Annotated in this window: 14 protein-coding genes; 13 read left to right on the top strand and 1 reads right to left on the bottom strand. The window is 41.6% G+C overall.

Annotated features, from left to right (window positions below; translation table 11 throughout):
• Positions 1-204 precede the first annotated feature (204 nt).
• The 13 genes from RMY32_RS30490 (at position 205) to RMY32_RS30430 (ending at position 13,888) form a co-directional block, all read left to right on the top strand.
• Positions 205-1,554 carry a restriction endonuclease subunit S gene (locus RMY32_RS30490; RefSeq protein WP_322714865.1) on the top strand — a complete coding sequence of 450 codons (1,350 nt, stop codon included), beginning with the start codon at positions 205-207 and terminating at the stop codon, positions 1,552-1,554.
• 44 nt (positions 1,555-1,598) lie between these two features.
• Entirely contained in the window at positions 1,599-1,826 is a 228-nt protein-coding gene (locus tag RMY32_RS30485) for a hypothetical protein (RefSeq protein WP_322714864.1), read from the top strand.
• The gene (locus RMY32_RS30480; RefSeq protein ID WP_322714863.1) at positions 1,820-2,248 is read left to right on the top strand and encodes a type II toxin-antitoxin system VapC family toxin; all 429 of its coding nucleotides are present in this window, start codon (positions 1,820-1,822) and stop codon (positions 2,246-2,248) included. The genes RMY32_RS30485 and RMY32_RS30480 overlap by 7 nt, the downstream gene beginning before the upstream one ends.
• A 9-nt stretch (positions 2,249-2,257) precedes the next feature.
• Positions 2,258-2,497: a hypothetical protein gene (locus RMY32_RS30475; protein WP_322714862.1), complete on the top strand. Its 240-nt coding sequence runs from the start codon at positions 2,258-2,260 to the stop codon at positions 2,495-2,497.
• A gap of 78 nt (positions 2,498-2,575) precedes the next feature.
• On the top strand, positions 2,576-3,505 hold the full coding sequence (locus RMY32_RS30470) for a hypothetical protein (protein ID WP_322714861.1): 930 nt from the start codon (positions 2,576-2,578) through the stop codon (positions 3,503-3,505).
• Positions 3,502-4,083 carry a hypothetical protein gene (locus tag RMY32_RS30465; RefSeq protein ID WP_322714860.1) on the top strand — a complete coding sequence of 194 codons (582 nt, stop codon included), beginning with the start codon at positions 3,502-3,504 and terminating at the stop codon, positions 4,081-4,083. The genes RMY32_RS30470 and RMY32_RS30465 overlap by 4 nt, the downstream gene beginning before the upstream one ends.
• Before the next feature lie 77 nt (positions 4,084-4,160).
• Positions 4,161-4,565 (top strand): hypothetical protein, encoded by a 405-nt coding sequence (locus RMY32_RS30460; protein WP_322714859.1) that lies wholly within the window; start codon positions 4,161-4,163, stop codon positions 4,563-4,565.
• Entirely contained in the window at positions 4,558-5,826 is a 1,269-nt protein-coding gene (locus tag RMY32_RS30455; protein WP_322714858.1) for an STAS-like domain-containing protein, read from the top strand. Before RMY32_RS30460 ends, RMY32_RS30455 begins: the two co-directional genes overlap by 8 nt.
• Positions 5,827-5,898: 72 nt before the next feature.
• Positions 5,899-6,114 carry a hypothetical protein gene (locus RMY32_RS30450; protein ID WP_322714857.1) on the top strand — a complete coding sequence of 72 codons (216 nt, stop codon included), beginning with the start codon at positions 5,899-5,901 and terminating at the stop codon, positions 6,112-6,114.
• Between the two features lie 203 nt (positions 6,115-6,317).
• Positions 6,318-10,202, top strand: a complete 3,885-nt coding sequence (locus RMY32_RS30445) for a hypothetical protein (protein ID WP_322714856.1) — start codon at positions 6,318-6,320, stop codon at positions 10,200-10,202.
• On the top strand, positions 10,199-11,020 hold the full coding sequence (locus RMY32_RS30440) for a hypothetical protein (RefSeq protein ID WP_322714855.1): 822 nt from the start codon (positions 10,199-10,201) through the stop codon (positions 11,018-11,020). The genes RMY32_RS30445 and RMY32_RS30440 overlap by 4 nt, the downstream gene beginning before the upstream one ends.
• Entirely contained in the window at positions 11,017-12,180 is a 1,164-nt protein-coding gene (locus RMY32_RS30435) for a hypothetical protein (protein ID WP_322714854.1), read from the top strand. Before RMY32_RS30440 ends, RMY32_RS30435 begins: the two co-directional genes overlap by 4 nt.
• Before the next feature lie 22 nt (positions 12,181-12,202).
• Positions 12,203-13,888 (top strand): ATP-binding protein, encoded by a 1,686-nt coding sequence (locus tag RMY32_RS30430; RefSeq protein WP_322714853.1) that lies wholly within the window; start codon positions 12,203-12,205, stop codon positions 13,886-13,888.
• Here the strand turns inward: RMY32_RS30430 and RMY32_RS30425 are convergent.
• Positions 13,834-14,085: hypothetical protein (locus RMY32_RS30425; protein ID WP_322714852.1), on the bottom strand; the 252-nt coding region annotated here is incomplete at its 5' end. The two genes, RMY32_RS30430 and RMY32_RS30425, sit on opposite strands and share 55 nt — an antisense overlap.

Raw genomic sequence — 14,085 nt, 5'->3', positions numbered from 1 at the left:
GCGATCGCCTACTTGTAGCTTGACCAGTTTTTAGCCAGTAGAGCATTTGTAATCGCTCTTTGCTACTACCTTCTGCGGCATATTTAACAGCTTTTTCCAATTCTTCTCGGCTCTGTTTAATCTCAACTTGCAATTTGAGACTTATTACACTTTTACCAAATACACCCTTGTGAATAATTTAGCGCAGCTTCATACAGAAATGGTATAAGACTACAAGATTGTCAAAATTGGGAAATTAACTTTGATGAATGTTTAACAATATCAGAAAAACAGTTTCATGAAAATCGTCGTTGTCAACTATTTGAGGGCGATATTGTGGTAGCGATTGGTGGTTATGTGGGAAATGCTAGTATAGCTAGAAATGTTAAACCAGCAGTTATTGGACAACATAGTGCTGTACTACCATTCAATCCTAATGGTAATTTTGATGAAAGATATCTTCTGGCTTACCTAAATTCAGCTATAGCAGAAACTCAGTTTAATCGTTACGTGTCTGGAAGTATTCAAGCTGGAATAAATCTTGAAGATTTACGCGATATCCCTATCCCTATTCCACACAAAGCTATACAAAAGTATATTGGTGATAAGGTGCGGTTGGCGGAGAGGTTGAGGGAGCGATCGCGGGAAAGGGAAGCAGAAGCAAAAAAACTATTTGAAGATGCTATTTCATGGAAAAAACAATTAGAATATAAAAGAAACCATGCTTATGTAGGCGTTGATGACCTTGAACAACGTTTAGACTTAAACTTCAATTCTCCTAATCGTTTAAGCCTTGTACAATATTTCAGAAATTCTCAAATTACCCTTGAATTTTTAGATAATATTACTGAAATTTCAGCAATGATTGGTTGGAAAGGATTAACTACTGATCATTACACAGATAAAGGTCCCTGGTTGTTACGAGGAATAGAATTTTCAAATGGGGTAATTGATTTTGATTCTCTAATATCAATTAAACAATATAAATATGATGAACAACCCCAAATTCATCTTAAACAGGGTGATATTGCCTTCACTAAAGATGGAACTATTGGTAAAGCAATTGTTATTCCGCTTTTATCAAATTCTTTAGCTGCTGGTTCTACAGTAGCTCGATTGCGCCTATATTCAGAGCATAAAATTAATAAGTACTACTTGGAATATGTTTTAAACCATCCTGTAGTCCAAATCCAAGTTTTTAGTTTTGCAACAGGTATGGCGCAACCACACATTACCCAGGAATGGATTGCAAGACTACAAATACCAAGATGCAAAATTGAACAAGAAATAGGCAATAGAATTCATTTTCATCATGAGGCACTAGTTGAATCTAGAAATCTCACCACTGCCGCCAAACTCCTAGTAGAAGCCCTCATCGAAGGCAAAATCACTGAAGACGAACTAAAAACCGCCCAACAAGCACTAGAAAAAGGCGACAGAGAACCAGATAAAGCTATTCTCTCACGCCTTACGCGCAAAGGAATAGATATCAAAGACGAACCGCCCCTGTTTTCTGACTTAGACGCACTTTATGAAATCATCGACCAAATAACCAAAGACACAGAGGAGGAATAAACACTAAAGTCAAAATAGGTAAACTCAGCAAATTATAGAAAATTATGAAATGTACAATTGACCTACCCGATACCCTAGCCCAACAACTAGAACAATATTTACAAGATCATCCCGATCAAAACCTAGAACGTCTCATTCAGGAAGCCCTAGAAGAAAAACTAGCTGGTAAAAATCTATCTAAACTACTCACCTTAGCCGGAATAGTCAACGAATCTCCTAAAAATGCCAGCCACCAAGCGGAAGACTCCCCTAATATTATTAATCCATGCTAAGTCCCATCTCGCAAGTGGTGATTGATGCAGGGCCTTTAATCGCCTTGTTATATGCTAAAGACCCCCAACATACAGAATGCAGAATTGGCTTTGAACAACTCAGTCAAGCTAAAGTCAGAGTTTATACTCCCATTCCTATTTTGTTTGAAGTTTACAAATGGTTGTTATACACAACTAACCCTAGAACAGCCCAAAGCAGTCTAAACATCATGTTAGAAAGCTTACATCTAATTCCAGTCAACCAAGCTGACCTTCTTGAAATCTTCGCCCTATTGCAAACCATCCCTAACTGGCAGGAAAGCCTGGAAGATGCGACAGTAATTTGGGCAGCAAGAGTGCGTAAATGTCCCGTTTGGACAATTAATTATCGAGACTTTGGCAACTTCCCCGCCTTAGAGTTTTGGAATCCTGACCTCAACTGAGGCGAAAAAATGAAGCTTTCACATTCCACCATCCGCAATTTAGAACAACTCCTAACTATTGGCGAAATTCCCACCGCAGACATCAGCCCCTTAAAAATCGGGCAAAACCTCGGAATGTGGACAACTTCCGCCGATGGTAGCCGCATCATCGCCACCCCTGCAACCGTCCAACTGCTGCAAACCTTACCCAGCCTCTCAGAAACAGTTGCCGCCCTCCTCAGTTGCGAAGCTGACATCCGCCAAGCTTAGGGTAAAATTATCGCTGCCCGTCTGCAAGAACTGGGAACTCGCCGGGATGCACAAGGACTTAGCGATGCTATCAACACCTTGGGACAAGCGTCTGAAACTTTAATTCAATTCTTACCCCAAGCCGCCCTCAGTTCTAGCAATTACATAGAATTAGAACGTACTCTGTTTAACGCACCCGCAGAACAAGCCCCAGCCACTCCCAAACTGCTGCGCGTCTTAGGTGCAACTGCCCCCTTAATTGAAGGTAAACAGGGTACAGCTGCAAATTCTTTTCAGGATATCGACCCTCTCAACCCGGCGATTAATTGGGTGCGGGGGCGGTTGGTGCGTTTGCCTAGTTTGCGAGATGGGCAGATAAAATTAAAATCTAGTATAAAATCTAGTGTTTTATCTGGCGACTGGGGAGATTTAACCCCGGAGGAAATTAACCCAGATGACACCCCATCTCAAGAAACAATGCGCTGGGTACTCTATCGCCCTTGGGCGTTTCTTTTAGCACAAGTTGTCTTTACTCAAGAAGCCTGGTCAGCAGAACGTGTTTCTGGTAAATTGTCTCTAGAATTAGAAGATAGCCAACTTGCCCAATTCGACCAACCAACCCAAGTCTTAGTAGTCATCACCACCGCCGCCGGGGAAGAGGTAATTTGCGGCACTCTCGCTAAACTGCTGCTGCAAGTTTTAAGTCAGTTGGGCGTATCTGTACTTACCGCCTATTCTCCCCAAGACACTTTATATATAACCTCCCTACAAGAAACGCTAGCCCCAGTTATCGCCGCTTTATTAAAACAGCAAGTCTGGCGGTTTGAAACTGGTAGTAGCAGTAGGCATTCTGGCTATACCATCCACTCTAATTTTTCTGATAGCTGCTACCGGGTACTAGGTAGTAAATCATTTAACCGCCTGGGCAATTCTATCACCTCAGCCATTCGCAACAGTTGCGACAGATGGGTAAAAGAACGACTCGCCACTGCTGGTAACACCTCTGTTGTCCAGGTGACAAGCAGATGAACAAAAAAATATCTATCAGGCTTGCGCCTCCCTCCTTCTGGTCAGAACCCCGCGACCCGGAAGCATGGTTACGCGCATTAGCGATTTTAGCAAAGTCTGAAAAAACCACATTCTCCGGCTACTGGTCAACCTGGGAACAGTATCTAACTAAAACAATTTCTCGCCGGAGTACCCCCGGACTTTTTGGATTAGACACTACAACCAAACCCGCCAAAATCCTTGGTGTGGGCTTATTAAAATCAACCCCCGACGGTAAAAGCTGGCAATTGTCAGAGGAAGCGCAACTACTGTTAACCATCTGGCGCGAAAATGACCCCCAGAAAACCTTAGAAGCCTTAGCCGTGCATCTGCTAAAAAAAAGTGTTTGGCTGCGCCTGTTACTGCTGCATCTAGTCGGAGGTGATTGGCAAATCAGCCATTGGCAACAACCTATTAAAGTACATTCCCGCCTCGCAACTTGGACAGAAGGTAGAGAAAACGCTTGTCTAGGTGCTTGGATGACCTCAAATTCTACCTTTTTTTTCCAGATAATAAAAGTAATACTACTGCATTCAAGAGTCAGAAAGGGCACAATATAATTATCGGAACTGAACATAAATTAATTTCACTTGCCCCACTTAAAGCTAGCCTTTACCTGCTAGATAGCCTCGATTGGTTGCGAAATGGGCAACTAATACTGCCGTTACATTTGGCACAACAACCAGACTTAGCTATTTTATCTCCAGTTCCAGACTCTCCCAGCGCCCAACTCCAGATTGCCACCAGCACCCACGCCGATATGAGAGGATTTTCTCCGGTTGAACCTGTGATGCGAACATTTGCCCAATATACTGCGATCGCGTCTACTTTGGAAACTGCCAATAGCTTTGAAAAATGGATGGATGAATTACTGGGCGCAGCTTTTAAAAAAGGGGCAATTGAACTACACGCCGCCGAACCAGGACAAGCTAGACATGGAAGGGGACTATTTGGCGACAGGCAACGCAAATTAATTAACTGGAGTATTCACCCAGAATTTGACGCTTTATTTCCAGCTTTCAAGCATATTACCTATGAATAATTTACAACAATCTACCATTGCTCTACCTAGAACCTTAGCTTTTACCTATTATGGTACGTATGAATTTAGTAGAGTTTTATCTATATTTGATTGGACATTCAAGGATCAAGAGGTTGTATTAGATTTTAGCCAATGTTTGACAGCTAATTATCAAGCTCTATCCCTTGTTGTACTTTATGTTTGGCAGTTAAAAATTAATGGTTGTTACGTCACATTTAAATATGATCATCATGACAAAAGGCAAAGACGAGGAGCATCAAAAATGTGGGGAATGATGGCTGCTAGTGGATTATTCTATGTACTAGAATCAAATAATAATAATTTTTTTAGTCATGCTTCAAAGCCTCTTTTTGCTATTAGAAACAATCTTGACTTTACAACAGCTTTAGAAAAAGCTGTAAGTTATACAAAAGGATTTGATATTGAGTATGAAAAGACACTACGTTATGCTTTGTCTGAGTTACTTTATAATACATTAGAACATGGTCATAATTCCAAAATCCCGTCAATAATACAGTTTTCTTGGTATCGAGAAAAAGGGGAAATTTCCTTTATTGTGGCAGATCTAGGTGTTGGCATAAAGCAACACCTCAGACAGGTTTATCCAGAAATTGAGGATCATGTATCAGCTATCCTACAGGCTTTAAAGCCACAAGTATCAGGAACTTTTCTGAAAAATAATCCATACCAAGCCCAGAACAATGCTGGTGTTGGCTTATACCTTTCAAGCAATATCATCCGCAAACTCAATGCTGATATGCATATTGTTTCTGGCAATGGAGTAGTACATATTTCGCCAACTGATGTTACAGGAAGAGTAACCGAATCTCACTGGCCCGGGACATTAGTTTATGTAACTATTAAATTAGGAATTTCACAGGATATTAATCTGCAAAAAATGATGTCCGAATTCCGTGCAGCAGCGACACAAGAACTTTCCGAAGCATCTGATATCGAGGAACTGACTAATTTTTATATTAGTATACGCAATTATTTTGGCAAATATGCTGAAGATAAAATGACAGCAATCCGTATTAGAGATGAGAAACTCCTTCCTGAAGTTGGGGAAGGGAAGTGTTTAACTATAGATTTTGACGAAGTTATCTCTGCACCCCATAGTTTTTTGAATGCTTTGTTAGCTACACCAATTCGCAAGTATGGCATGGCAGCATACAAAAAAATCAAAATCATTAATGCTGCACCAGAAATAAGGGAAACTATTGATTTTATTCTGGACGAAAATACTGAAATTAGGGAGTAAAAATTTAATAGTTTGGCACAAAATACAATAAAAAAAATTTTGTACAGATAAAAATTATGCTTACTAACAATTATGAATAATCAAAAAATAGCCAAGAATAACCATAATATTCCTACCTATCGCTGGGCTGCTACTGGTGTTTCTTCCTATCCTTTAACTCATCCTATTGTTGGACAAGGAGATTTCTTTTTTAAATTTCGTCACTTTATCCACCTTATAGACCAAGAAGATGAACGCTTTGCCCATGTCTTTGCCATCATCGCCCAATGGGGTGTAGGTAAATTGTAGGTAAATCTCGCCTCGCCTACGAACTCATCAGCCAAATTAACGATACTTCCCCTGGTTGGGCAGTACGCGACCAAGCTGGGTCTTTAACTGATGCCAAACTATTTGATAATGACGCAGACCGCGAACAATATCTTGGTCTTTACATCCGTTACAGCCAGATTGCCAACGAATACTACAACATTGATAACTGGTTTGGCTACGGTTTGTATAAAGCCCTTTTACCCCTAACTAAAAAGACCTTTGATACTTCTATTCAAGCCAGTATTGCCAAAGAAGCCTATGACCGCCTGATTGTTAAAGGTTTTGAAGAAAGCAATTTAGCCGCAGCCTTGGAAGTTGAAAAAAATTACTCAGATGAAATTCTCTATGAAGACTCTTCTCTAGTAACAAATCTCTGTCAAGCTGCTTACGATTATTTAAGCCAATTTGGGATTAAATATATCTTAATTACCCTGGATGAACTAGAAACAGCCGCCGAAGCCGCCACCTACGATTTAGAACCTGAAGATATTAAACGTCTTGATGGTCGAGCAATTAAACTGATGGGGAAAGCTATCAAAGAAGAAGACCCCAGGCGAAAATTACCTTGGCTGAGGTATGTAGCCTTATGTTCCCCAGCTATTGGTGATGAACTAAGAGAAATCCAGTCTACAGCCCGACGTTTTGAATTAGTTGAACTTTCACAAAATGCATTTGCAGATGTTAGCGATTTTGTCAATGCTCTCACACAACAAGGACGCTTAAGCGAAACTTATCCCGAAGGCTTAGTAGAAGCTGCTTACACTATGAGTGGGGGTAACTTCGGCTGGTTTAACGTCATTATGGCTAATGTAGATCAAATTTTGCGCGATCGCGGCATTAGTGGAGAAAAAGACCAACCAACAGTCGCTGCACTGTTTGATGCATCTGTAAAAGTTTCTAACCGCATTAGCGACCATATCCTTGACCATAACGCCATCAATGAACTTAAAGTAGACCGAGTTCATTTACTAGCAGCCAAAAAATTATTGTACGGGCAATTACCAGTTCCTTTAACGCAATGGCAAACAGAAGAACTCAACGCCTTATTAACAGGCGTAAATGAGTACGACGAACCCATCGCCCTGTACTATCGCCAGGTCAACTGGGATGATGTGGATTGTACTAAAGCTTTACGAGAAGCTAAGTTTGTCCGAGACAAAAGTACTTGGAAATTGAACGGTGTAGATCAACCCCTCGACCTCAGACAACTATTAGCCAACCTCAGCACCTACGCAATTCACGAAAGCCGCAACAGCCAAAATAACTTAGGTAAACACACACTCTTAGTTCCTCTGCAAAGAACTGATTTTGTGCAACTTGTTAGCCTTCTCTATCCCCATGCTGCGGCTGAAGATACAGCACGGGCGCTGTGGCGAGGTTTCATTGGTGAACAAGACTTAGAAGTATCTCAAGCAACACATATTGGCCCCAGTATTGCTATGTTGGGACGGCTGAATTTGCGTTATCGCAAACAAAGCCAAAATTCGCTGATTTTTAGAGATCCAGATTTTAATTCTGCTCACCAATCAGTAATCAAGCAGATGCAAAAGCAACCTCCAGCAGACAAAGCCATCCAAATATTAACGGGGGTTATGCGTCTTCTGGATCAAAACTGGAAATACGATGCTGTCAACTCAGGATTAAAAGATATTATGGCAATTGCTACTCCTAGTGGACGCACCAAAGGACTGGTAACTTGCGATGCACTTAAACTTCACCCGCACAGCAGACTCATTGTTGCTTGGGTCAACAATACACCAGAACTAGAACTTTTATGTAGTCAAGCATCCACACAATTTCATCAAGAAGGAAGAACCCCAGTTTTAGCTTTGACCTCTTCGCGGGGGTTGGTAGATATTTTTAGTAAGCCATCAACAGATACCCTCAAAAATGCTCATCAATACTTGCTCCTTTATCAGCTATCAGATAGCGAAGAGTTTGTCTTGCATCAAATAGGAATACCCACTTCAGAGTGTGTAGGCTTCAAAATAGATGGACAAGGCTTTACCACAGCATTTTTTAACCGGACTAACTCCCTGTTACGCCCATTAATGGAGGAAATCCACAAATGGCGGAGAAACCTGCATGAACAAGGAGCGATCGCGTTTCCTCTGCGTCCTAGTGGCAAATTAAAGGATGAAGAAAAGGATTTACTCTTTAGGGCTTGGCGTTATTTACTGATAGAACAAAATTCGCCTCAATCACTGTCACGCTTGGATCGCAGTAGTGGTATAGATGTAGAAGCCTTAGTAGCTGTTTTAGGGAAACTGGGAATTACCCCCAAAGCGCAGAGGGCTGGTTATGAACAACAAGAACGTGCTTGGTTATTTGATCGGCTCGATTATACAGCAAATGCAGTATTTCCGCCTTTCTTAAAAAGAATTCTCGACCGTCTTTTAGGGGGACAACCCTGGACTTTAGACGCAGCAGAAAGAGAATGGTTTTGGGGCTACATTTGGGAAGGAGCAAAACCCAAGGACATTTTTATTGAGTGGATGGCTTTAACCTGTAAATTAGATTTCGCTAAAGTTGAGGCAGACGGTACAGGTGGTAAAGATAAAAAATATAGCCTGCGGACTCGCAGTGAATTGGGTAATTTAATTCAAGAAGCTGAGAACTGGTTACAAAATGACTACCCAAAAATTGTTCAGGATATGCAGGTAGTTTTTGGTGAAGGAAAGGTACAGGATTTTTTCGCTCCTTTGGGCAGTAAACGCGTTGGCACAAAAACCAGCACGGCTCAAGCTGCTATTAAACGCGCTAAAGATTCCTTATCAGCCCTAACAGCCGCAGAAGAAAATCAATACACTAGCATTGCAGTTGAAAATCAGCCGACAATTTTACTTGCAGCAGCAAAATGGCGTTTTTCATTACTCCTAGATATCAATTCTGTCTATCGCCGCGACGATTACAACAGTATGCAAGTAGATGAAAACATTAAGACTCTTAATTTTGAGGATGATTCAAAACCCTTGTGGGAACGCATCCGTCGCGCCGAACTTTTCGCTAAATGGGTACAAGATTTTGCAGAATGCATTTGCGATCGCGTTGATTCCCTAAAAGAAGAAATCAAGGTAGAGGTCAAGGAATTATCTTGTTTTCCCGTGTCTTTGTTTACTTTATCTTTAGAAAAAATCTGCGATATCTTGGATGGAGCGTTGCACTATAGCTCTCCTCAAAGTAGTACAGGTAGAAAACAAGTGACAGAAGCAGGAACTCTTGGTCAATCTCTGAAAGATTTAAAAGTTGCTGATGCCACTGAAAGATTACTACAGCTAGGGCGAGAAGTTGGGATTGACCTAAACCTTCAGAAACAAACTCCTTTAGGAGAAATTGACGGTTTAATTGTTAGTGGATTTCGCCGTCTTAAGCAAGCCTACGAACAACTTACAGAAAGACTTAGTAATATTAAAAACAGACTGGATAAATTGCAAGATGTTCTAAATGATGCTCCTGCTGATTTCAATTATCCTAAAAACTTACAACCAATTACTAAATTATCGGCGCAACCACTCCTGATTGAAGATGCTTTAACCGACATCAAAGATGATGATGCTGAACGTCTTCGTGGTGACTCGACTTATGATAAGCCTGCTAAATTTGGGAACTTTAAACCATTAATGGATGCAGCCATTGAATCATTGCTAACCGAACCAAAACGGAGCTTAGATGGTTTATCAGGTCAGGTCTTATCTTTAGAAAACGCAGTCACAGGTTACTACAAACAACTGTTAAATGATACAAGTTTAGAAGCTACAGAACAGGGTGTGAATGCTTTACTCAAAATACAAGGAAAATCTCCCTATAACAAGTTTACCCTGGTAGAACTGGAAGCAACAGGAAGCTTGAAGGGTGCGATCGCACTTAAAGAACAACGTCGCCAAGAATGCCTAAAAATAGCAGAAAACATCCTTGCTTATACAGGTATTTCCTTTGATCGCTGGCAGCGAATTATCACCGCTATTAACTCAGAACGTGACCCCCAATTAGAACCAGATGAAGCGGAGAAGCTTGTTAATCAAGGCTTTCTCATTCGCACATATCGGCTGGGGGCAAAAACATCATGAACGCTTTTGTTTGGTTAGCGGGAACCTTAGCAACCCATCGCCGCCGCCGCATTTTACAAGATGTAATATCTGCTCAACCTATAGAAAATCAACTCCCGTCTTCTGGTTTGTGTCTGCTATTTGGCAGCGATTTTCAGAAAGCCGACGAAAAACAGCAACAACAATGGTACAACTGGACTCAAGAGCCAGGAAGGATACTATTATTAATTCCCCCATTTGAAACAGAAAAATCTTCTATCCCCTGTGAATGGCAAATCCGGCGGCATTCTGGTGTGAGAGCAAAGCCAGATATACCCTTACTTCAGGTACTGGCTCCAGAAGTGCGTTACGAACTTCAAGGAAAATTACAAACTGTCACTCAAATTGGCGGTGCTTGGGATGATTTCAGCATTAATACTGCATACTACCGTAAGCACCCCCACTCTGGAATCTTTGCCATTACTTGTCTACCGTTGTGGTCGTTAGCTGTACTCGATCAAGAACAAGAACTGCAAAAATGGCTGGAGCAACTACGTAGTATTGCTGGTCAACCTGTTGCTAAAGCAGTAGAGCAAACTTTATTTCAGCCAAAACCAGAACACTTTACTGTCATGCTACACTTGCTTACCCAAAAATTTGCTGATGCATCAACAGCACTCACAGCACTACAAAATTCAACTATTTTCTCTATGGATGGGAAAACCGCCCAAACCTATTTAGCTGACCTGCAATCTCAGGGATTGGTTGAGGGAGCCAAGTTAACAGAACTTGGTCAAGATGCAATTCGTAGCAGTTCCTATTTAGCCTATGCAGAAGCTCTGGAGGCATTAGCTTTATGACACAAACTTTTAACACTCAAGGGCGATCGCTAGCACAAACGCTCGCTATTCAATCACAGGTTAATTTAGCAGGAACAGTTGGTCGTATCCTAAAACAAATTAGAGATATTGAGCGCGTCGCACCGTTTTTTTCTCAAGCGGGTTTAGTGCGCTCAGTTAACCGTCCCAATCCCTTAAACCTCTGCGTAGCAGGAATTGCAACTAAAGTCACAACTACAAGAACTATCGGGGGCTTCCTCTATGCGGCGGCGGCGGTTCGTGTTGATTTAGCAGTTGATAATAATATCATTTCCACAGTTGGTCAGGATAGCACCTGCGAACTCGACGATATCAACTACGAAAACCAATCAAAACGCCTGCAACTTATCGGTGTACGCCAAGCTTATGAAATGGCAGATCGAGCAATGCGATCAGAAAATTTTTACGACCTGATTTTGCTAGACTGTCCCCTGGTACTAGACCGGAGCATGGTACCTTTGCGCGAAGCAGAAAGTTATGCTAGTTATCGCAGTGCTTTTGATAGTGCTACAACAGCAATTTCTAATTTTTGGTCAACTCACCGCCAAAAGCTACAGCCTTGGAATCCCAATGGTACTGCTGTTGTGGGCTTGGCATCAGAGCGTTACGGGGCGATCGTTTACATTGCTCAACAAGACTTACGCACAGTAGAAGGTCGTAAACATATCCTGAGTAGTGAGGGAATTGATGCAAATCTAACTCGTCAAATTATCGGTTCAGAAGAAGCGATCGCCGGGATCGGGGAAAGACGCTTTATTTACGGCATTCTCAACAGCTACACCCGCACGGCAGCTTTTCGCTTGAATGTGCAAACACCGCGCATGGAACCAAGCGATGTAATTTCTTTAGGCGTACTCGGTTATCACTTTAAAGCAGCACAAACCAATAACCCTCAATTACTGCAATTAATTGGGGATGAACCTCACTGGAACCAAAATAACCTTGATTGCATTTGTTCTCAAGTCATGGCACTTACAGTAACTGGAAGTTCCCAAGGGACTCCTTTACCAATCCAGTTGGCAGAAAGAGAACAACAAGCTTTAGATAATTTTCTCGAATATTACAGTCAAAGTCTACAAGCAGAAATCAGACGGCGTGAAGTTGAGAATTTATGGTTATCTGATCTAGATGATTTTTCTTAATAATCTATCTATAAAAACGGCAATGAAAAATCAAATTCTAGGCAAATTGGTAGGTAATACTGGCGATCCCAACAATCTCACAATGATTCTCTCCTCTTCGTTTGCTGGTAGACGAGGCGAGTTTGTCCGCATTTGTCACCAAGAACGCCAAGAAGAACTAGAAATTAATGTACTAGGGCGAATTAACGGTATCATCCGCAGCAATGTTCTCTACAACTCAGAAATAGGGCAATCCCTTACAGATTTAGAACTACTACCAGGCGCTCAAATTACCGGAGAACGGTTAATTGCCAAACTAGAACTTGTTGGTTATAAAGACCCATATACAGGCCAAATTAAAATTCCCCGCCGCGCCCTTGACCCTGGCGCGAAAGTCGAAACTGTAGACTATCAATTCCTTAGCTCATTCTACGAATTTGATGAACAAACCAGTTTACATATAGGCAACTTAGTAGGTTATGAATCTGGCGACAATATTGTTCCTATCTATTTAGATGTTAACCGCTTGGTAACAGAACATCTGGCAGTCTTGGCAATGACAGGTTCGGGAAAATCTTACACAGTTGGTCGCATTATTGAGCGTATTGTCACCCTCAATAATGGCACAGTTGTGGTTTTTGACCCCCACGGCGAATATGGTCGCGCTCTGCAAGGTGGGAATTTGCAATTCAATCTTGACTTTAGCAATCTTGATGACCCCCGCGATCGCAAGAGTATTTCCGAAATCCAAGAAAATTTTCAGCGTTTACAAGAAGCTGGTGCGGGAGTTGTCGTTTACACTCCTCAAAACACTACATTCCGCGAGAAATATGCAGGTAAAAATCAAGAATTGGCACTTCAGTTTGACCGCTTTGAAATGGATGATGTAAGTGAAATTCTGCCTGGATTAACAGAGCCTCAACAGCGGGTACTTGATGTAGCCATTCGTTACTGGAAAACAAGTGAAAAAACTGAACCAAGAGATATTAACTCTTTACGGTACTACTTAGGAGATGGTTTAGAAAAGTTACGGGAGTGGGAAGAACTTAGTTCTGCCGAAGCTGCTGCCTTGAATAGCCGCAGTGCAGCAGTTGCTTCCATGAAACTGTCACGGGTTCTCAACGAAGCCCAAAGTTTTTATTCCGCAGCCTTAGCTAGACCTACAGATATATATGATATGGTAGGCCGACCCAGTGATAAGCGCGGTAGGCTTATAGTGGTTGACTTACAAGGTTTAAGCGATACAGCAAAACAAATTATTACAGCTTTGATATCTAGTGAAATTCTCCGCGCTGCTGCCAGTAAAACAGACCGCATTCGTCCCTGTTTTCTAGTTTATGAAGAGGGACACAATTTTGCTCCCGCAGGACAACAAGCAGTAAGTCATTGCATTATCAAAAAGATTGCAGGTGAAGGACGTAAATTTGGGGTTGGGTTTGCCATTGTGAGTCAGCGTCCCTCAAAGCTAGATTCTGATGTAACTTCCCAATGCAATACCTTAATTACTATGCGCTTAAAAAATCCCGACGATCAGAGGTTTATTACTAAAACTTCGGACATGGTGAGCAAAGCTGATATCGAAGAATTACCCAGTCTTTCTACCGGAGAAGCATTGATTTGTGGACGCTCAATTCCTGCACCATTATTAGTAAAAATCGGTACTAAAGCACTGGTTCACGGTGGACAGTCACCAGAAGTTCTCGATCTGTGGGGACGATTCAATGGCTGATTACCTTCAAAGTAAGATAACAACAGAACTACAAAACCTGAAAACGGCTCAAGAACTGTTATAGCAACCGCCAAGGCGGTTAAGCGATAAACTGGAAGTAGACCTTGATGAAAGCTCCAGTAGAACCTCTGGGAAACTGATGCCCAAACCTTATAGTTATGACCTCCGGCAAAAAGTGATCCAAGCAATCTTGCTTG

Origin of the sequence: Nostoc sp. ChiSLP03a (assembly GCF_034531215.2) — a bacterium.
GTDB lineage: Bacteria > Cyanobacteriota > Cyanobacteriia > Cyanobacteriales > Nostocaceae > Nostoc.
The sequence above is the reverse complement of the archived record's forward strand: the minus strand, read 5'-3'. Positions and strand labels throughout refer to the sequence as shown.